Source organism: Pseudomonas sp. KBS0707 (assembly GCF_005937945.2).
GTDB lineage: Bacteria > Pseudomonadota > Gammaproteobacteria > Pseudomonadales > Pseudomonadaceae > Aquipseudomonas > Aquipseudomonas amygdali.
Genome location: NZ_CP041754.1, coordinates 3,357,217 through 3,377,089 on the forward strand (window position 1 = coordinate 3,357,217; position 19,873 = coordinate 3,377,089).

The window sequence follows — 19,873 nt, forward strand, 5'->3', positions numbered from 1 at the left end:
CTCGCTTCACAACAATAAGGATGCACCATGCTGTCAACAAAACCTTTCATGGCCTTGGGCCTGCTCGGCGCATTGTTCGCCAGCCAAGTAAACGCACACGGCCTGTGGACCGAACAGCGGCGCGGCAATATCGAGGTGGTCTACGGTCATGGCGCGGAAGACAACGCGTTCAAAGCGCAAAAAGTCAGCGGCGCATGGGCGTATGACCAGCAGGGCAAAATGATCCCGGTGACGGTACAACGCCTTGAGGATCACGCGCGACTGGTGCCCCTCAAACCACCCGCCGTGATGACGGTGGCGCTGGACAACGGCATGTGGACACGCAACGCCGAGAAAAAGTGGATCAACGAAGGCCGCAGCAAAGTGCCCAATGGCACCGACTCGATTCATACCTTCAAATACAGCGTGGCAATCTACGCAGAAGACGCGCACCTGCCCTCGTTCAGCAAATTGAATTTTGTGATCGTGCCACAGGCTGATCCATTGAAGGTCGGGGTTGGCAAACCCTTACCGGTACGCGTACTGATCGACGGCAAACCCGCCGCCGGTATCAAGCTGATCGGCGATTACCGCAGCGCACCGGATGTCGTCAGCGCCGAAACCGACGTCCAGGGCCTGGCCAGCGTGATCGTGCGCAACGAAGGGCTGAATATCATCGCTGCCGAGGTCACGCAGCCGGTCAAGGATAATATCGATATCGCCGAGCGCGGCTTGTTTACCTCACTGACGTTTGTCGGTGAGGCGCATCACGACTGACCCTTACTGCTTCCTGAAAACGCCCGCACTGGGCGTTTTCTGCCTCACGGCAACTGAAAAAAAGGCACCAGCTCCCCACCACGCCAACTCCCCATATTCCCTTTAGTAAACAAAGTTTCCAGAAACCTCTGGACGCTGCTTTTTCTTTCGCCTATAAAACAGCCTTAAAGAATATTAAATTCCTGTAGAGAATTTTATTCGCCACTCAAAAACCTCTGTATCTGACTTTTGCCCCCTTTGCCGAGCTGCCGCCCTATTCCAGAGGACAAGCCATGCAACACGAGAAGAACCATTTCATCCTGAAGATCAGCTGCCCGGCGACCTCCGGCATTGTCGCGGCAGTGGCTTCCTGCCTGGCTGGCAACGGCTGCTACATCGGTGAAATGGCCCAGTTCGACGACGAGTACAGCGGCACCTTTTTCATGCGCGCAGTGTTTCGCTTCAACGACGGTCACGACGGCGACATCCAGCAGTTGAAAACCGGTTTCGATGTGGTGGCCAAAGACTTCGCCATGCAGTGGGAACTGCATGACACGCGTCGCCCGATGCGCGTTTTATTGATGGTCAGCAAGTTCGATCACTGCCTGACAGACCTGCTGTACCGCTACCACAAGGGGGAAATGGACATGACCATCACCGCCATTGTGTCCAACCATCTGGACTTGCGGCCGATGGCCGAGCGGGAAGGCATTCGTTTCATTTACCTGCCTGTGAGTAAAGAAACCAAGGCTGCGCAGGAAGCTGCGCTGATGAAGGTGGTCGACGAAACCGGTACCGAACTGGTGGTGCTGGCGCGCTACATGCAGATTCTCTCCGACGACCTGTGCAAGCAACTGGCGGGGCGGGCAATCAACATTCATCACTCGTTTCTGCCAGGTTTCAAGGGCGCCAAGCCGTATCACCAGGCTTATGAGCGCGGCGTGAAATTGATCGGTGCCACTGCGCATTACGTCACCAGCGACCTGGACGAAGGCCCGATCATCGAGCAGGAAGTGCAGCGTGTCGATCACGTCTACCTGCCTGAAGACCTGGTCGCAGCAGGCCGTAACAACGAAACCATCGCGCTGTCGCGGGCAGTCAAATACCACCTTGAGCATCGGGTGTTTCTCAACACTGACCGAACGGTGATCTTCCGATGAGCGCGCGCATCATCGATGGCAAGGCAGCCGCCGCTCGTGTTCTGGAACAAGTCAGCACCGAAGTGAAAATCTTGAAGGCCGACGGCATCGAACCGGCACTGGCGGTCATTCTGGTCGGTAACGACCCGGCCAGTGAGGTGTATGTGCGCAACAAGATCCTGCGCGCCGAGGAAGCAGGCATTCGTTCGCTGGAGCACCGCCTGCCTGCCAAGAGCAGCCAGGCACAGGTGCTGGCGCTGATTGCCGAACTGAACGCCGACGACTCGGTAAACGGCATCCTGCTGCAACTGCCACTGCCGTCGCACATGGAAGAAGCCCGCGCCTTGCAGGCCATTGATCCGGGCAAGGACGTCGATGGCTTTCACAGTGAAAACGTGGGCGGCCTCAGCCAAGGACGCAGCGTGCTGACGCCCTGCACGCCCAGCGGCTGCATGCACTTGCTTGAAGAGACCTGCGGCGATCTGAGCGGCAAACATGCGGTGGTTATCGGTCGCTCCAATATCGTCGGCAAGCCAATGGCCGCCCTGCTGTTGCAAGCGCATTGCTCGGTGACAGTGGTGCATTCGCGCAGTACCGATGCCAAGGCCTTGTGTCAGCTGGCAGACATCGTCGTCGCAGCAGTGGGTCGCCCGCGCATGATCGACGCCAGTTGGCTCAAGCCCGGCGCAGTGGTGATTGATGTCGGCATCAACCGCATCGAGGATCAAGGCCGCAGCCGCCTGGTGGGCGATATCGATTTCGACAACGCCCTGAGCGTGGCTTCTGCCATCACACCGGTGCCCGGTGGCGTCGGGCCGATGACCATCGCCTTTCTGATGAAAAACACAGTGACTGCTGCCAGGCAGCAAGCCCTCGCACAGCGCAGCCAATCGGAGGCCGTATGCCTTTCAACCTGTTGAAATACGGGCTCAGCCCGGAGTATCCGGTCGAGGTGGATCTGCCTGCGCCCAAGGAACTCAAGCCTTCCTACGACGTGGTGATCATCGGCGGCGGTGGTCATGGCCTGGCGACCGCGTACTACCTGTCGAAATACCACGGCATCACCAATATCGCCGTGCTGGAAAAAGGCTATCTGGGCGGCGGCAACACGGCGCGCAACACGGCGGTTATCCGCTCCAATTACCTGACCAGCGAAGGTGTGAAGTTCTATGCCGAGTCGGTGAAGATGTTTCAGGGCCTGTCCAACGAGTTCGACTTCAACATCATGTATTCGGAGCGCGGCCAGCTAACCCTCGCGCATACCGACGCCACCGTACGCTCGTTCCGTCAGCGCGCCGAGGTCAACAAGCATTTCGGCGGCCGCACCGAAATGATCGACCGCCAGCAGATCCGCGAACTGGTGCCGAGCCTCAATCTGGACCCTGGCCATCTGCCGGTGCTCGCCGGCCTGTGGCATATCGACGGCGGCACCGCACGTCATGACGCGGTGGCTTGGGGCTATGCCAAACAGGCGGCCAAGCGCGGCGTCGAGATTCATCAACTGACCGAAGTGCAGGAACTGGTAATCGAGAATGGCGCCATCACTGCTGTGAAAACCAATCGCGGCACCATCCAGTGCGGTTGCGCCGTACAGGCGGTCGCGGGCATGAGTTCGCAGATGATGAAAAAGGCCGGCATTCGCTCACCGATCCAGACCTTCCCGCTGCAAGCGATGGTCACTCAACCCTTCAAGCCGTTCCTCGAACCGTTGGTGAGCTCGTCTGCCCTGCACTGCTATGTCCAGCAGACCAGTCGTGGCGAGGTGGTGTTTGGCGGCGGCTCGGACCCGTATCCGCTGTTCAACACTCGCTCGACGCTGGACCTCAAGGAAAGCCTGCTGGCACACGCCATCGAGATGTTTCCGTTTCTGGCCAACGCCAAATTGATGCGCCAGTGGGCCGGAATCACCGACATGACCCCGGACTACAGCCCGATCATGGGGCTTTCGCCGGTCAAGAATTATTACCTGGACGCAGGCTGGGGTACCTGGGGCTTCAAGGCGACGCCGATCTGCGGCAAGACCATGGCCGAACTGGTGGCCAGTGGCGGCAAGGTGCCTGAGTTGATCAGGCCATTCGCGCTGGAACGCTTCTCGACCTTCCAGCAAGTCAACGAAATGGGCGCGACAGCGGCCAGCCACTGACGGAGAGCGACACATGAAAATCATGACCTGCCCGCTCAACGGGCCGCGCAACATCAGCGAATTCACCTACGGCGGCGAATTCAAGCACATGCCTGACCCGCAAACCTGCAGCGATGCGCAATGGGCCGATTACGTGTTCAACAGTGAGGACACCCTGGGCGTGGTGCGCGAGTGGTGGATGCATAACCCGTCCAGCTACTGGTTTCTGGCCGAACGTCATACCGGCAGCGACGAGATCATTCGCACCTTCGACCCGCGGGAAATATTTACCGCACGTATCGACTTCGCTTCCCTCCCATCCAAGGAGATCGCAGGATGACCACCCCAGCCCGCTTGCCCGAGCCCATGGGCCTGCTGATCGATCGCAACCAGCCGCTCACCTTCAGCTTCGATGGCAAAACGTATCAGGGCCTGCAAGGCGACAGCATTGCCAGCGCACTGCTGGCCAATGGTCGCTTTCTGCTCTCGCGCTCGTTCAAATACCATCGCCCGCGCGGACCGCTGAGCATGGCCGGACAGGACGCCAACAGCCTGATCCAGTTGCCACACGAGCCTAACGTGCTGGCCGACACTTTTGTCTTGCAGGATGGCTTGCAGGCAACCGGACAGAATTTCAGCGGCTCGCTGGACCACGACAGGGACGCCTGGCTGGGCAAGTTCTCGAAGTTCATGCCGGTGGGTTTCTACTACCGCTCGTTCTACAAGCCCAAAGGCATGTGGAAAGTCTGGGAGCCGATCATTCGCAAGAAAGCGGGCCTCGGCGTGCTGGATCTGGACTTTCAGCCTGAATACTACGACAAGGCGTACCTGTTCACAGATCTGGCGGTAATCGGTGCAGGACCTGCCGGGTTACAGGCGGCTCTGACCGCAGCCAACGCCGGAGCGAGGGTGCTGTTGATCGAACAGCAGCCGATACTCGGAGGTTCGCTGACTTACGCGCGCTTCGATATCGACGGTCAGCGTGCCGGGCAACTGCGGCGCGAACTGGTCGACGCCGTGCAAGCGCACGCCAATATTCAGGTCCTCACACAGGCCACTTGCAATGCCTGGTTTACCGACAACTATCTGCCAGTGATTCAGGGCAAGCGTCTGTACAAGGTGCGCGCTACGCAATGCCTGGTGTGCAGTGGCTCGTTCGACCAGCCGGTTATTTTTCGCAACAATGATTTGCCCGGTGTGATGCTGACCAGCGCCGCGCAGCGTCTGATCAGGCTGTACGCAGTCAAGCCCGGCAAGCGCGCGGTGGTGCTGACCGGCAATGATGACGGTTACCTCGCTGCACTGGATTTGCACGATCAGGGTGTCGAAGTGGTCGCGGTCGCCGACATGCGCGCCAATCCGTCGGATCGGGGATTGCAGGTTGCGCTGGAGCAACGTGGCATCGTCTGCCACATGAGCACCACCGTGTATGAAGCGCTGCACGAGAAAGGCATGCGTCACGTAAGCGGGGCCGAGCTGCGCAAGATCACCGGCCAGGGTCAGGTGGCCAACAAGGGTTTGAGTGTCGAGTGCGACCTGCTGTGCATGTCCGGCGGCTACATGCCGGCCTACCAGTTGCTGTGTCAGGCGGGCGGCAAGCTGGCCTATGACGATCGGCAGGCCGAGTTCGCGATCAGCAGCCTGCCGCAGAACCTGGGCATCGCCGGTTCGGTCAACGGTTATCACGCGCTGGATAACGTGCTGACCGATGCGGCGAATGCCGCCGCCGGGGTGCTCTCGGCGCTAGGCCTGGAATCGACCGACAAACCGGCCGCACTGCGCAGCGAAGCGCAGGTCAACTTCGCCTGGCCGATTTTTCCGCATCCCGAAGGCAAGGATTTTGTCGATTTCGACGAAGACTTGCAGGTGCGTGATATCGTCAATGCCACCCGCATTGGCTATCGCGACATTCAGTTGGTAAAGCGTTATTCCACTGTCGGGATGGGGCCGTCGCAAGGTCGTCACTCAGCGTTGCCAACCGCACGACTGGTGGCCGCGTCTACCCAGCGCAGCATCAGCGAAACCGGTGTGACCACTGCCCGACCGCCCTTCGAGGCAGAGAAACTGGCGCATGTCGCGGGACGGGCCTTCGACCCCTACCGCCAGACGCCCATGCACCAACGGCATGTGCAGGCAGGCGCGAAGATGATGCCGGCCGGGATCTGGCAGCGCCCAGCGTTCTATGGCAAGCCATCGCAACGCGATACCTGCATGCAGCAAGAAGCACTGCATGTGCGCAACAAGGTCGGGATTATCGATGTGTCGACACTCGGTGGCCTGGACGTGCGCGGACCCGATGCCGCCGAGCTGCTCAACCGCATGTACACCTTTGCGTTCCTCAAGCAGCCGGTCGGGCGTTCACGCTATGCGCTGATGACCAACGAGCAAGGCGTGGTCATTGACGACGGCGTTTGTGCACGCTTTGCCGACCAGCACTTCTACGTCACCGCCACCACCAGCGGTGTGGATCGCATCTACCAACAGATGCTCAAGTGGAATGCCCAGTGGCGTCTGAATGTGGACATCACCAACGTCACAGCGGCCATTGCTGCGGTCAACATGGCGGGCCCGGATTCACGCAAGGTACTGGAGCAAGTGTGTACCGACCTTGATCTGTCCGCCGCAGGTTTCCCCTATCTGGGCGTGCGCCTGGGCACTGTTGCCGGCATCAAGGCGCGGCTGTTGCGAGTCGGTTTCGTCGGCGAACTGGGCTACGAAATCCACGTTCCGGCCCGGCATGCCCTGACACTGTGGGACGCGCTGACCGAGGCTGGCAAGGCGTTTGATATGCGTCCGTTCGGCGTCGAAACGCAACGTCTGTTACGTCTGGAAAAAGGCCACGTCATCATCAGCCAGGACACCGATGGCATGACCCATCCAGCCGAAATCGACATGGGCTGGGCGGTCAGCCGGAGCAAGCCGTTCTTCGTCGGCCGCCGCTCAGTGGATATCCTCGAAGCCCAGCCACAGAAACGCAAGCTGGTGGGCTTCACACTGCCCAAGGCCAGTCCGCTGCCGCTTGAAGGTCATCTGGTGCTCAAAGGTCCGGACATCAGTGGCAACGTGACCTCCTGCGAATACTCGTCAACCCTCGGCATGATTATCGGCATGGCTTATGCCGCGTTCGACCAAAGCACACCCGGCCAGCAGATCCCGATTCGCGTCGAAGACGGTGTGGTGGTTCAGGCGACCGTCGTGAAAATGCCCTTCTTCGATCCTGAAAACCAGCGCCAGGAGCTCTGAACCATGAATAGCCTTATCCAGGACCGCCCGGTCAGAGCTGGCGCGCCCTCACTGTGCACACTGCAAGACCTGACCGATCTGCCGCGCGTGGGGTTTCGCGGTACGCAAAGCGCCGAATACCTGACAGCACGTGGTTTCAGTCTGCCCGACACGCCGAACCGCGCGGTTACTCAGGCCGACGGCAGCCATGTTGCACGTCTTTCGCAGACCGAATACCTGCTGCTCGGCAGCCCGCTTGATAAAGGCCAGCGCATAGCCGATGAGGAAGCCCGTTGGGAACTGGACCATAACGCCAACTACCTGCTGCCTCGCGAAGACAGCCATGCGTGGCTGCAACTGAGCGGCCCGTGCATCCCCGAGGTGATGGCCAAATTGTGCGGCGTGGACCTGCGTCCGTCAGCATTCGCAGTCGGCTCGGTGGCGCAGACCTCGGCAGTGCGAATCAATGTGATCGTGATCAATGTTGGCGCGCAGAGCGAACCCTGTTTTCAGATTCTCTTTGATCGGGCTTCACTGGCTTACTTCAAGGAAGCGATGCTGGATGCCATGACCGAGTTTGGAGGGCGCCTCTCATGAACAACGGGTTACTGCTTCAGTGAATAAAGGCCGTTTCGTGCTCATGAACGACAACAAGTGTCTGTTACCGCCAAGCCGCCTAAAGAATACTGGCATAAAGCCGTTGGACATTTGGTAGACCATAAGAGCGACCCTCGGCTCAACGCCTGGGGTCGCAGACTGCACCCATGCAGCACCCGACACTTGCGGCAGTAACGCGCCCCCCGGAGCTCAAATGAATATCAAACAGAAATTGACGTGGGCGTTCGCAGTCATTGCGTGTTTGCCCATATTAGTCGTCGCCGCCATCGTGATCGTGAATCTGCGTGACAAGGCGACCAGTGATTTCGTGGACAGCAGCGCACGCGAGATTCGCCAGGTCGACAATGCCATGCAACTGTTTTTCGACGGCATTACGCAGAACGTCAATTACATCGCGGCGCACCCGCTGATCGCCGGGGCGAGCGATGATTTCCGCAACTACATGGGCGCAACGCCTCCCCCGCAGTCCGAGAATGACAGGCAGGCGACCGAGCTGTTCGCCAGTATCGCCAAGGCCCATCCGGCCTACTCCTACGTCTCTTACGGGTTGATCAACGGCAGCTACATCATGACGCCGGAAGACCCGAAAATGAGCAACTACGACCCACGTGTTCGCCCGTGGTACAAGACCGCAATGGCCAATGCTGGCAAAACCGTGCGCAGCGACGCCTATTACTGGGCCAACGATGACGCGGTGCTGGTCAGCACCATTCGGGCGATCCCTAATAAACTGGGCAACCCTGGCGGCGTGGTCAACATCGACGTATCACTCAAGCAGCTGACCAACATCGTCAAGCAGATCAAGCTGGGTGACAGCGGCTACCTGATGCTGATGGAAAAGAGCGGCACCGTGCTGGTCGATCCCAAGCAGCCGGAACACAACTTCAAGAAACTGGGTGAACTGGGCGACGGCTTCAGCGATTTGGCGAAAACCGCCAGTGGTCTGGTCGAGGTGACACTCAACGGCGAACGCTACATGGCCAACGTGTACCCGTCCGAGCAACTGGGCTGGAACTTCATCGGTCTGATCAAACAGGACGAAGTGATGGCCTCGGCCACCCGCCTGACCTGGCTGATCGGCGTTATCGCTGCGGTATTGGCGGTGGTCTTTGCGATTGTCGGTGCCAGCTTTGCCAGCGTCATCGTGCGTCCGATCCACAGCGTGTCGAGCGGCCTGGAAGGCATTGCTGGCGGCGAAGGCGACCTGACCCAGAACCTCGCCGTGCGCGGCAAGGATGAAACTGCGCAACTGGCAGGCTGGTTCAACAAGTTCCTTACCGCGATTCGCAACCTGATCCAGCACATCGGCCAGGCTGCCGGGAAGATTCTTGAAGCCTCACACAGCTCCACCCGTGTCTCCAACGACATGGCCGAAGCCGCTGGACGTCAGCGCGAGGCGGTGGACATGGTCTCCACGGCCTTCCATGAAATGGTCGCCACCTCCAACGAAGTCGCTCGTTCCTGCAGCCAGGCCGCCGATTCGGCCGACAGCGGTCAGCAGCAGGCGCGTGAAGGTCAGCGACAGATCGACGATGCGGTGCGCAGTGTCGACCAGCTCAGCGAGGAACTCACCCGCTCGGCCAAGGATATGACGCAACTGGAAAAGGACAGCGCAGGCATTCAGTCGATCCTCAACACCATCCGTTCGATTGCCGAGCAGACCAACCTGCTGGCCCTCAACGCGGCCATCGAAGCAGCTCGCGCAGGCGAGCAGGGTCGCGGCTTTGCCGTGGTAGCCGACGAAGTCCGCGCGCTGGCCAAACGTACCTCGGACTCGACCGCCGAAATCGACAACCTGCTGGGCAATCTGGCCAAACGCACCGCTTCGGTGGCGCAACAGATGCACGCCAGCCTCGACGTGTCGCAGCAATCGGTGACCAAGATCGGGCAGGCACGCAGCAGCTTCGGGCAGATCCGTGAGTCAGTTGATGTGATTCGCGACATGAACACCCAGATTGCAACCGCCGCCGAAGAGCAGCATCAGGTGGCCGAAGACATCAACCGTCACATCAGCCAGATCCATGGCGACGCCCAGTTGATCGCCGACCTCTCGGACTCCGCCCGTGCGGATTCCAGAAGTCTGGAACTACTGTCCAGCGAACTCGACGGCCTGGTGCGCAAGTTCAAGACCTGATACTGCACACTCGGAGCGTGAGAAACGATAGGTGTCTGTGTGTCCCCTATCGTGCCCATGCTCCGCGTGGGCATGCCGTTCTGGGCGCTCTGCGTCCTTTGCGCAGCAGGTGATCCAACCTCAAGGCTCTGCGCCGCTCCTCTCAAACCATTCAGTCAGAAAATCCAGCATGGTGCGCAAGGTGGCCGACTGGTGATGCCGCGAGGTGTAGATCGCGTGGATGCCCAGCGCCCTTGGCTGGTGGTCGGGCAGCACCGCGATCAGCTTGCCACTTGCAATCAGCGGCGCTGCCGAATGCACCGGTTGCAAGGTGATCCCCGCGCCAGCCACTGCGGCCTCCAGCAACACCACTGAATCGTTGGCGCTGAGGTTGCCGCCCACCGGAACGCTGAGCGGCAACTGCTGCCGGGTGAACTCCCACAGGCTCTTGCCGAAGTACGAATAGGTCAGGCAGTTGTGTGCAGCCAGTTCTTGCGGACTGGCGGGAGTGCCGTGCATGGCGAGGTAGGCTGGAGAGGCACAGACAACCGAATCGCAATGCCCCAATGGACGGGCAATCACATTGGGGTCCAGCTGATTGGTGATGCGGATTGCCAGATCAATGCGCTCGCTGACCAGGTCCACGGCCTCGTTGCCAATCAGCAGATCCACCGAGGTGCCGGGGTAGCGTTGCAGGTAAGCCTTCACCGCTGGGGCCAGAACCGCCAGTGCCAGTGACTGCGAACAGGCAATACGCAGCATGCCACGCGGCTCATCGACTTGCGTATCGGCTGCCAGCGGCACTGCGTCAGCCAGCTCGACAAGCTGCTGGCAACGCAGCAACGTCACCTGTCCGGGCGCAGTGAGCCCCAGCTTGCGCGTGGTGCGGTGCAGCAAGCGCGCTCCCGCCCAGGTTTCCATCTGCGCCAGATAACGGGTCACCATCGCCCGTGACATGTCCAGCGCCTCAGCGGCAGCAATGAGGCTGCCGCGTTCGTTGATGGCCATGAACACCCGCGCCGCCATGATCCGATCCATGATTCATCCGATATAAGCAATCAATAGTTGCCAATATTGAGGCTTTTGTTTCATTTTAAGCAACATAAGATAACGACCTCAGTCTTGCTCTATAAAAAGGTCGTACCCCATGCTACGCAATTCCCTGCTTGCTCTATCGTTCGCGGTGCTATTCCCGCTTGCAGCCCAGGCCGCTGATCCACTGGCGATCGAGGTCTACAATCCGGCCGAAAAAGCCGTCTTCCCGGTGTCATCCGAACTGATCACCGGGAAGCATGATGCGGTGCTGATCGATGCGCAGTTTCAGCGTAACGATGCTCAGGCGCTGGTAGAGAAGATCAAGGCCAGCGGCAAGAAACTCACTACCGTGTACATCAGCCACAGCGACCCGGATTACTACTTCGGGCTGGACGTCATCAAAGCTGCTTTCCCCGATGCGAAGATCGTTGCCAGCGCTCCTACCGTGAAAGCGATCAAGGCGTCGATGCAGGGCAAGCTTGCCTACTGGGGACCGATTCTCAAGGACAATGCTCCGGCCAGACTGGTCCTGCCAGAGGTGCTCGAGGGTGACCATCTTACCCTTGAAGGTCAGCCATTACAGATCAAAGGCCTGAGCGGCCCGGCCCCCGAGCGCAGCTACGTATGGATTCCATCGCTCAAGGCGGTGGTCGGCGGCGTCGTGGTGTCCAGCGGCATTCATGTCTGGATTGCTGATACCCAAAGCCCGAAATCGCGTCAGGACTGGCTCGCGCCCCTCAAGGGCATTGAGGCGCTGAAACCGGTCACGGTAATTCCGGGCCATTATCTGGGCGAGATTCCAGCGGGCACCAAGGCTGTGACGTTCACCGCCGACTACCTGAAGTCCTTTGAACAACAAGCGGCCAAAACCAAGGATTCCAAGGGCCTGATCGATGCCATGCAGAATGCCTGGCCACAACTGGCCGAGCCGAGTTCGCTGGAACTGAGTGCCAAGGTCATCAAGGGCGAGATGAAGTGGCCGAATTGATCTGAAACCAGGGAACTGTTGCCGCATCGCCGCAGTTGCGCGCAGCAGTTCCGAGGGATGGTCAGACGCCCCCGTCAATCGCTATGCTGCCCCCATGAATGCTCCTGTCAAAATCCGTAACCCCTGCCCGCCCGGCGCTTGCGACTGCGAGCGCGAACGGCTGGATGCGGAAGGCGCCGACCTGCGCATCCTCAAGCTGACCCGTGATGCGGAAAACACGCTGCTTGAGCGCCTGAGCCGTGTCGAAAGCCTGAAGGATCTGGAGCACATGCAGCGCAAGATTTTCGAGCAACTGGGTGTGCGCGTCGAAATCGCACCGGGCTTCAACGAAGTACGCACCATGCGCGGCATCAGCATTGTCGTGCAGAAAAAGACCGGCCTGTGCCGCAAGACGCGCAAGTCGGTTGCAAGCGCAATCCGCAGTGTACTTGAGGCACGCCCGCAGATCGCCTATGAACTACTCAACGCCAACGACCTGCTGCGCGACGCGTGAGTCAATACAGAGCCCGAACAGGCCTTTGAAACCATAACGCCCGATCTAAAACAGACCGGGCGTCATGTGCATTGTCCTGTTGACTGATCAACAGGCCCCCGGCGGAATACCACCCTTGTTGAAGTCCTTCAGGCGTTCCTTTTCTTCTGGCGTCGAGTGCGCAGGCACATCGTTTGCCGGTTCCGGCTTTTTCTCGTCTTTCTGGTCAGTCATGGTCATTCTCTCCGCTCGTGGACACTCAAAATAAGGCCACGCGCGAAGCATTCGGTTCCGATTGATTAGCGCGCTGCCACTCGTTCGGCGACATTGCACTCCAGTTGCCTGGCCAGCCCCTGCAAATCGAGCAGGGTTGCGCGCCAACTGCGTTCCTGACTGCCGACGCTGACCAGCGAGCGCACTCGGTCATTGACCGAGATCCCCTTGCCGGTATTGGCCTGCCAGCCCTGCTCGAGCATGGCCGGGTCGAACTGATTGAACGCGTCGATCGCATCGACCCGGCTCACGGCAAAACCAAAGCACAGGCGCTCGCCACGCACGATCAGGACACGGGACGCTTCACCCGGGGTTTGCGCCCCCTCGCCCAGCAGGCTGCTCAGGCAGATCAGCGGCACTTGCTCGCCACGCAGATTGAACTGCCCTAGCAGGTGCGTTGCCGGTTGCGACAAACCGATCAGCTGTTGCGGCACGCTCATGATCTCGACGATCTGACTCAACGGCGCGACGAAGCGGGTCGGTGCGTCAAACAGCAGACAGGCATGGCGCAACATCGCCTTGGTCACATCGTGCGAGGCTTGTGCAGGTTTGACGTCGTGCTGGTAAACCTGGGTGTAGCTTTTGACTTCCGGGCGCTGCAACAGCATTGGATGATCCAGCAACAATGCCTGTTGCCCCTCCTCCAGGTTCATGACCCCGGCCAGCAGTTCAGGATGCGGCAGGCCGTAACCCGGTGCCGCCAGAAGGCTGCCCGGGTCCTGACGCTGGATGGCGACCATGCGGTCGTAACCAAACCCGCATACCCGACCGTCCGGAGCCGTCAATAGCAACAACTGCGGCTTGGAGGTCTGGCGTTTATGGTCCAGACCAAGGACTTCGGACAGATTGAGCGCCGGGACCTTGGTGCCACGCACCGACGTAACGCCAAAGCAGCAGTCACTGGCAAAGTCCGACGCCGAAATTTCAGGATTATCCACCAGTTCGGTCACGACGCTCGCATCGATACAGAAGTTGCGACCGTCACACTCGAACACCAGGTAATGCAGCAAACGATTCTTGGCCGCGAGCGCTTCTTCCTTGAGCACCTGCGCGCTCGGATCAGCAGCAAACAGTACGCCTGGCAAGCTACTCAGAAAACCCAGGTCGAGCTTGTAGATCATCCGCGATTCTTCTGCGCCCAGCAGCAGTGATGGCAGCAACCCGACGCTGGTGCCGCCAGGGCCCAGCGGGCTGAATTGAGAGTCGCGGGCCTTGAGAATGTCGCATACCGCATCAATCGCCAGCCCCAGGTAGCCACCGCCGTACTTGAGAATAGCGACCAGCGGCGTGGGCAACGATGTATCGCCGCCCTCCGCCAACTGGCCCCGCAGGTCCACCAAAGGCACCGGTTTGCCGCGCAAGGTAAACACCCCGCGCAACGCACCGCGAGTCAGCGGATGGGGGTACAGGTCGGCAGGCCAGTGCACGGCCTCCATCAGCGCTTCGGCAATCACCGCCAGATAAACGCCATTGATCTGCACGACGCCATAGGCATTCAGGCTGCTCATGCAGGTTGTCCGATGGATACCTTGTCCAGAGTCTGGGTGTAGCCGGTCAGGTTGGCTTTATGCAGCTCGACGATCAGTGTCTCGACTTCCTGCGCCGACAGACGTTGCTTCTCTGTCGCCGTGTTGATCCCGTCGATTGCCTGAGTGGTCTGCATCACGCCTTCCACGATGTGTTCGAAGGCTTCGCCGGCACTGCGCGAAATCTCGTAGCCCGACTCGATCCGGCTGACTGTTTCGAGGATCAGCTTGTTGATTTCCTTGGTCGCACGCGAGGACTTCTCGGCCAGCTTGCGCACTTCATCGGCCACCACCGAGAAGCCCAGGCCGTGCTCGCCAGCCCTGGCCGCCTCGATAGCGGCGTTGAAGGCCAGCATGTTGGTCTGACTGGCGATCTCGCTGATCACCTGGATGATGTCCTGAATGCCCTCGGCCGACTTGGCGATCATGCCCATCGCATCGGACGCCTTGACCAGAGTCTGCGAACCGGTACTGGCCTGCTCACGCGTCATTCTGGCCAGATCGGTGGCCGTCTGGGTGCTTTGTGCCACGTAGGAAATGGCGTTCATCAATGCTTTAACCGACTCGCCCATGGCGCGGGTCTTGGCTTCTATCGCCTGCTCCATCTCGACCTGACGGGTAATGTCAGTGGCGAATTTCACCACTTTGAACGGCAGCCCGTCATGGTCTAAAATCGGGCTGTACGTCGCCTGAATCCAGATTTTCTGCCCGTACTTGCTGACGCGCATGAAGCGTCCGGAATAGAACTCGCCCTGCCCCAGCCCGTGCCAGAACTCCCGGTATTCAGTGCCACGCACATATTCCTCATCACAGAAAATACGGTGATGCTGGCCCTTGATCTCCAGCAGGCCATAGCCCAGCGCTTTGAGGAAGTTGGCGTTGGCCGTAATAATGTTGCCGGCCATGTCAAACTCGATGACGGCCTGGGCGCGGTCGATTGCATTCACCTTGCCGTGGTGCTCGACGCTGGTTTCCTTGGCAACTGTCACGTCGAGCGCGAACTTGACGATCTTGTAGGGTTTGCCCTGCGCGTCGAAGATCGGGTTGTAGGTCGCCTGAATCCAGATTTCCTTGCCATCCTTACGCTTGCGTTTGTACTCATTGGCGTCGTATTCGCCACGCCCCAGTTTTTCCCAGAGCTCGCGATACTCCAGACTGCTGACAAACTCCTCAGAGCAGAACATCCGGTGGTGTTCGCCGACAATTTCCTCAAGGTCGTAGCCGAATACCGCAAGGAAGTTGCGGTTGGCATTCAGCACCTTGCCGGTCAGATCGAATTCGATAACCGCCTGAGAACGCTCGATCGCCGTCACCTTGCCGGCGGACTCGGCCTGACGGACGCGGCTCTCGGTGACGTCGTTGGCGAACTTCACCACTTTGTAAGGACGACCATCAGGGTCAAAAATCGGGTTGTAAGTGGCGCTGATCCATAGCTCTCGACCGTTCTTGCCGATTCGTTTGTACTCGCCGGAGTCATACTCGCCACGCTCGAGCTTGGCCCAGAAAGCACGATAGGCCGGGCTGTTCAGGTAGTCGTCTTCACAGAACATGCGGTGATGCTGGCCCTGTATCTCATCCAGACGATAGCCCAGCACCTTGAGGAAGTTTTCGTTGGCGTTGAGCACGCGGCCGTTCAGGTCGAACTCGATGATGCTCTGCGAACGATCGATCGCTGCGACCTTACCTTCGTACTCGGCGTTGGTCTTGCGTTGCTGCGTGACGTCGGTGGCGAATTTTACGACCTTGAACGGGTTGCCCTGGTCGTCGAAAACCGGGTTGTAGGTTGCCTGCAACCAGATCTCGCGACCGTTCTTGCCCAGGCGCTTGTACTGCCCTTCGTCAAAGGCACCTTTGCCCAGTTTTTCCCAAAACGTCGCATACTCAACGCTGGAAGCGTGTTCCGGGGTGCAGAACATGCGGTGATGCCGACCCTGGACTTCGTCCAGGCGATACCCGACGCAATCCAGAAAGTTGGTATTGGCCCGCAGGATATTGCCTTCAAGATCAAACTCGATCATCGCCTGCGAACGGTCAATGGCCGCCATCAGCGAGTGCAGGTCCATCTCTAGCTCGGCCCGGTCCCTGGGAGTGCTTTCAATTGTGGTCGACATGTAAAATACTCTGCGAGTCAGCATCTATGGAAGTATTGTTATAAAGCGCCGGTCTGTGCGGGCCCGGTCAAACGCTTCAAACATGAGGCGCGGACTGACTATGGTGCCTGCTGATCAAGCCGGTTAATCGTCTTTCTCAATGCCTTCCATAGCGCAAACTTCAAGGCCGTCAGAGCCAGGTGGAACTATCGAAGTCACTCGGCAATGAGCCGTTACATAAACATCGGCTTCAGTCAGATTAGCTTTAGCGCTGTCAGCTAGCTATTATCTAGCCACTATCAAAACACACACGGTCAGGCCCTCCCGATCACCGGCAAAGACCGCTTCGTACACAACTTCCTTCCCCTACTGAAAACCGTTGCGTCATCAAGCATAAAACCAGATGACGAGAATCACGGCCCCCGTCCATCCCAAGGTGAGTAAGAAAGAAAGCCCAGCAAGGCGCGGGTCCATGGAACTCCTGTTCTAGAAGGCTTGGGTAAGCAGAGCGCTGCATACGTAGGGATATAACGGCTGGATCACAGGTATATAAACTATTTTCACCACCTTGAAACACTGCCGGAACAGGGGTCTTGCTCTGGATCAACGTCTGATAACCGACGTATGGCCTGGTCACCAGCCAGTCTTTGAACGAAGCGCCGTTTGACGGCAGACTGAATGTCAGGGATCAGAGTAGCGTTACCTTCACCCGCATCCAGTCTTCCTCTATATCACCGGCGATTTCAGCAAGACAGGGAGTCTCGGCAAGGCGCTGGCGATATCGTCCTTTACCATAGCGCACACCCTTATGCATGCAGTTACTCCTAAGGTGACGATCGGAGCTTGCTGACAGACGTAGCCAGCGCAGTGGACGTGGTCGGCCTTGGCATTGCCGAGCATTTGCCATGGGATGCTCTGGCGCTGAAGAACATGCTGACGAAACTACCGTTGCTTGGCGATTGGCTGCCAACCCTCGGGGCTGACTCCTGAAACAGCGAGCAAAATTCAATTTATGCATATTTAAATACTGAATAATTATTTAATTTAATAATTAACATATAACAAAATAGAATTTCACTGCGGTTTTTTATAGGCATATCGTCATCCTATACCGACCCCTTTCTCCAGGCGGAGGTGCATCCACCTTTCTGAACCGTCCGGAGCAAAACCATGAGCAGACAACGACACCTTAAACTTGGCGCAATGGTCCACGGGGTCGGCCATGGCTGGGGCGAATGGCGCCATCCGCACGCACTGGCCAACGCCAGTGTGAATTTCGGCTTTTATCAGCAGCAGACCCAGTTGGCCGAAGCGGCGCGCTTCGATTTTGTGTTCATCGCCGACAGCCTGCACATTCACGAAAAATCCAGTCCGCATTACCTGAATCGTTTCGAACCGTTGACCATTCTCTCCGCACTCGCAGCCACCACCCGGCATATCGGTCTGGTGGCAACGGTGACGGTCAGCTACACCGAACCCTTTCAGGTAGCTCGCCAGTTTGCTTCGCTGGACCACATCAGTGGCGGTCGGGCTGGCTGGAATGTGGTGACTTCCTGGCTCAGTGGCACCGCTGACAACTTCAGTAAGGGCGAACACCCACCGCACGCCGTACGCTACCGTATCGCCAAAGAGCATATCGAGGTGGTCAAAGGTCTGTGGGATTCCTGGGAAGACGACGCCTTCGCCTACGACAAGCAGAAAGGCGAATTTTTCACGCCTGGCAAACTGCACGCGCTGAACCACAAGGGCGAATTCTTCTCGGTGAAAGGCCCGCTCAACATCGCCCGGTCGAAGCAGGGTCAGCCTGTGATTTTTCAGGCAGGCACCTCCGAGGCCGGGCGTAACTTCGCCGCTCAAAACTCCGACGCGATCTTCGTCCACGCCGAGAGTTTCGATGAAGCGCGCGCCTATTATCAGGACCTGAAACAAAGGGCTGACGGCTTTGGTCGCGACCCTCACGCACTGTCGATTCTGCCGGGCATTCGCCCGATTGTCGGGCGCGATGAGGCTGAGGTGGAGAGCCGCTATCGCCAGGCCGTGGAGTTGGTGACGATCGAAGACGCAATCGTCGCCCTTGGCCGCCCCTTCAATGATCACGATTTCAGCCAGTATCCACTGGACGAACCCTTCCCGGAACTGGGCGATCTGGGCTCCAACAGCCAGAAAGGCGGTTCGGACCGGGTCAAGCAACTGGCCAAAGACGAAGACCTGAGCCTGCGTGAAGTCGCCCTGCGCTTCTCCCTGCCCCGCCGTGACTTTGTCGGCACACCGCAACAGGTCGCCGACGCGATACAAACGTGGTTCGAAGCAGGCGCAGCCGACGGTTTCATCATCAATAGCGTCCTGCCGGACGGCCTGCAGTACTTCACCGAATGGGTGGTGCCGGTGCTGCAACGACGCGGACTGTTTCGCACCGAATACAGCGGCAATACGCTACGTGAAAACCTCGGCCTTGAGGTGCCGGTCAATCGTCATGCGAAGGCTGTCGCCCATCAATCTGACGAGGCGGTGGCATGACTCGACTCGTGATTGCCAGCCAGATGGATGATAATTTCAATCAGGTGATTCGCGAGCGGCTTGCAGTGACCCACCCTGAAGCCAGGCTCATCGGCGTACAGGTCGGGGTGCCGAGCGATTTGCCCGGCGAGGTCAGCATTCTGCTGGCGCGCCCTATCAACGTGCGTGGTTATGAAGCCCCGGCCTTGCCGCCTCCGGGCTGGCCCTATGGCCTGAAATGGATTCAGGTGGTGTCTTCGGGTATCGACTTCTACCCAGGATGGCTGTTCAACGGGCCGCCGGTGAGCACCTCGCGGGGCAGCGCGGCAGAAAACATCGCCGAGTTCTCGCTGGCCGCCATTTTTGCCGCAGCCAAGCATCTGCCGGATATCTGGGTGCATGACTCGCAATGGAACTTCACCGCCCTGACGCCGCTCAAGGGCACCACGCTCGGGATTCTAGGCTTTGGTGCCATCGGCCGCAGTCTGGCCAGCAAGGCCCAGGCGCTGGGTATCAACGTGATCGCATTGCGGCAAAGTTCGGCTCCGTTCGAGGTTGACGGTGTCGAGGCTGCACGCGACATTCATGACCTGTTCGCGCGCGCAGACCATCTGGTACTGGCCGCGCCGTTGACACCGGCGACGCGGCACATCGTTAACGCCGAGGTGCTGAACAGTGCCAAACCCGGCCTGCACTTGATCAACATCGCCCGTGGCGGCCTGCTTGACCATGAAGCGCTGCTCAATGCGCTGGATAATGGAAACATCGGCCTGGCCTCGCTGGACGTCACCGAACCCGAGCCCCTGCCGGACGGGCATCCACTGTACTCAAACCCTCGCGTGCGCCTGTCACCGCACACCTCGGCGATCTCCAGCAACAGCCGTAACGAAATAGCCGACAGCTTTCTGGCCAACCTTGAGCGTTTTCTCAACGGGCAGGCCTTGCAGAATCAGGCTGATCGCCAGCGCGGCTACTGACACAGATCACACCCATTACGCTGCGTGGAAATACAACTCCTGACACTCAGCGTCACCCTCAAATACC

The 19,873-nt window shown here is 59.0% G+C and carries 16 protein-coding genes and 3 pseudogenes; 14 read left to right on the top strand and 5 right to left on the bottom strand.

Going from position 1 to position 19,873, the window contains the following annotated elements; all coding sequences use genetic code 11:
- The first annotated feature begins 27 nt into the window (after positions 1–27).
- The 9 genes and pseudogenes from FFH21_RS15740 to FFH21_RS31085 all read left to right on the top strand — a co-directional run bounded on the left by FFH21_RS15740 (position 28) and on the right by FFH21_RS31085 (position 9,970).
- Complete coding sequence (locus FFH21_RS15740; RefSeq protein ID WP_011168890.1) at positions 28–756, top strand: DUF4198 domain-containing protein; 729 nt, start codon at positions 28–30, stop codon at positions 754–756.
- A gap of 272 nt (positions 757–1,028) precedes the next feature.
- Positions 1,029–1,895, top strand: coding sequence for a formyltetrahydrofolate deformylase (gene purU / locus FFH21_RS15745; RefSeq protein ID WP_004658059.1), 867 nt, complete (start codon positions 1,029–1,031; stop codon positions 1,893–1,895).
- The gene (folD, locus tag FFH21_RS15750; protein ID WP_004658058.1) at positions 1,892–2,794 is read left to right on the top strand and encodes a bifunctional methylenetetrahydrofolate dehydrogenase/methenyltetrahydrofolate cyclohydrolase FolD; all 903 of its coding nucleotides are present in this window, start codon (positions 1,892–1,894) and stop codon (positions 2,792–2,794) included. The genes purU and folD overlap by 4 nt, the downstream gene beginning before the upstream one ends.
- Complete coding sequence (locus FFH21_RS15755; RefSeq protein ID WP_004658057.1) at positions 2,776–4,017, top strand: FAD-dependent oxidoreductase; 1,242 nt, start codon at positions 2,776–2,778, stop codon at positions 4,015–4,017. Before folD ends, FFH21_RS15755 begins: the two co-directional genes overlap by 19 nt.
- Positions 4,018–4,030: 13 nt before the next feature.
- Positions 4,031–4,336, top strand: coding sequence for a sarcosine oxidase subunit delta (locus FFH21_RS15760; RefSeq protein WP_004658056.1), 306 nt, complete (start codon positions 4,031–4,033; stop codon positions 4,334–4,336).
- Entirely contained in the window at positions 4,333–7,239 is a 2,907-nt protein-coding gene (locus FFH21_RS15765) for a 2Fe-2S iron-sulfur cluster-binding protein (protein WP_004665598.1), read from the top strand. The genes FFH21_RS15760 and FFH21_RS15765 overlap by 4 nt, the downstream gene beginning before the upstream one ends.
- Positions 7,240–7,242: 3 nt before the next feature.
- The gene (locus FFH21_RS15770) at positions 7,243–7,815 is read left to right on the top strand and encodes a sarcosine oxidase subunit gamma (protein ID WP_004658055.1); all 573 of its coding nucleotides are present in this window, start codon (positions 7,243–7,245) and stop codon (positions 7,813–7,815) included.
- Positions 7,816–8,185: 370 nt separating this feature from the next.
- Positions 8,186–9,112, top strand: a pseudogene (locus FFH21_RS31080) (cache domain-containing protein); the annotation flags it as partial.
- 129 nt (positions 9,113–9,241) lie between these two features.
- On the top strand, positions 9,242–9,970 hold the full coding sequence (locus FFH21_RS31085; protein ID WP_369812063.1) for a methyl-accepting chemotaxis protein: 729 nt from the start codon (positions 9,242–9,244) through the stop codon (positions 9,968–9,970).
- A gap of 120 nt (positions 9,971–10,090) precedes the next feature.
- On the opposite strand, the gene FFH21_RS15780 is transcribed toward FFH21_RS31085, so the two are convergent.
- A complete protein-coding gene (locus FFH21_RS15780) occupies positions 10,091–10,987 on the bottom strand; it encodes a LysR family transcriptional regulator (protein ID WP_011168891.1) in 897 nt (298 codons plus the stop codon).
- Positions 10,988–11,096: 109 nt separating this feature from the next.
- Between FFH21_RS15780 and FFH21_RS15785 the strand changes: the two genes are divergently transcribed.
- Positions 11,097–11,972, top strand: coding sequence for an MBL fold metallo-hydrolase (locus tag FFH21_RS15785; RefSeq protein ID WP_011168892.1), 876 nt, complete (start codon positions 11,097–11,099; stop codon positions 11,970–11,972).
- 94 nt (positions 11,973–12,066) lie between these two features.
- A complete protein-coding gene (locus FFH21_RS15790) occupies positions 12,067–12,465 on the top strand; it encodes a hypothetical protein (RefSeq protein WP_011168893.1) in 399 nt (132 codons plus the stop codon).
- A gap of 87 nt (positions 12,466–12,552) precedes the next feature.
- Here FFH21_RS15790 and FFH21_RS30615 read toward each other — a convergent pair whose 3' ends face one another.
- From FFH21_RS30615 to FFH21_RS15805, 4 genes and pseudogenes are all read right to left on the bottom strand, one after another.
- On the bottom strand, positions 12,553–12,678 hold the full coding sequence (locus tag FFH21_RS30615; RefSeq protein ID WP_080164905.1) for a hypothetical protein: 126 nt from the start codon (positions 12,676–12,678) through the stop codon (positions 12,553–12,555).
- Between the two features lie 65 nt (positions 12,679–12,743).
- Entirely contained in the window at positions 12,744–14,225 is a 1,482-nt protein-coding gene (locus FFH21_RS15800; protein WP_041924577.1) for a chemotaxis protein CheW, read from the bottom strand.
- Complete coding sequence (locus FFH21_RS31090; RefSeq protein ID WP_371217817.1) at positions 14,222–14,848, bottom strand: methyl-accepting chemotaxis protein; 627 nt, start codon at positions 14,846–14,848, stop codon at positions 14,222–14,224. The genes FFH21_RS15800 and FFH21_RS31090 overlap by 4 nt, the downstream gene beginning before the upstream one ends.
- A pseudogene (locus FFH21_RS15805) lies at positions 14,849–16,378 on the bottom strand (PAS domain-containing protein); the annotation flags it as partial. It lies immediately after the preceding gene.
- Positions 16,379–17,176: 798 nt separating this feature from the next.
- Here FFH21_RS15805 and FFH21_RS30000 point away from each other — a divergent pair.
- From FFH21_RS30000 to FFH21_RS15815, 3 genes and pseudogenes are all read left to right on the top strand, one after another.
- Positions 17,177–17,323: pseudogene (locus FFH21_RS30000) on the top strand (arginase family protein); the annotation flags it as partial.
- 180 nt (positions 17,324–17,503) lie between these two features.
- Positions 17,504–18,850, top strand: coding sequence for an LLM class flavin-dependent oxidoreductase (locus tag FFH21_RS15810; protein WP_011168896.1), 1,347 nt, complete (start codon positions 17,504–17,506; stop codon positions 18,848–18,850).
- On the top strand, positions 18,847–19,806 hold the full coding sequence (locus tag FFH21_RS15815; protein WP_011168897.1) for a D-isomer specific 2-hydroxyacid dehydrogenase family protein: 960 nt from the start codon (positions 18,847–18,849) through the stop codon (positions 19,804–19,806). The genes FFH21_RS15810 and FFH21_RS15815 overlap by 4 nt, the downstream gene beginning before the upstream one ends.
- Positions 19,807–19,873 lie beyond the last annotated feature (67 nt).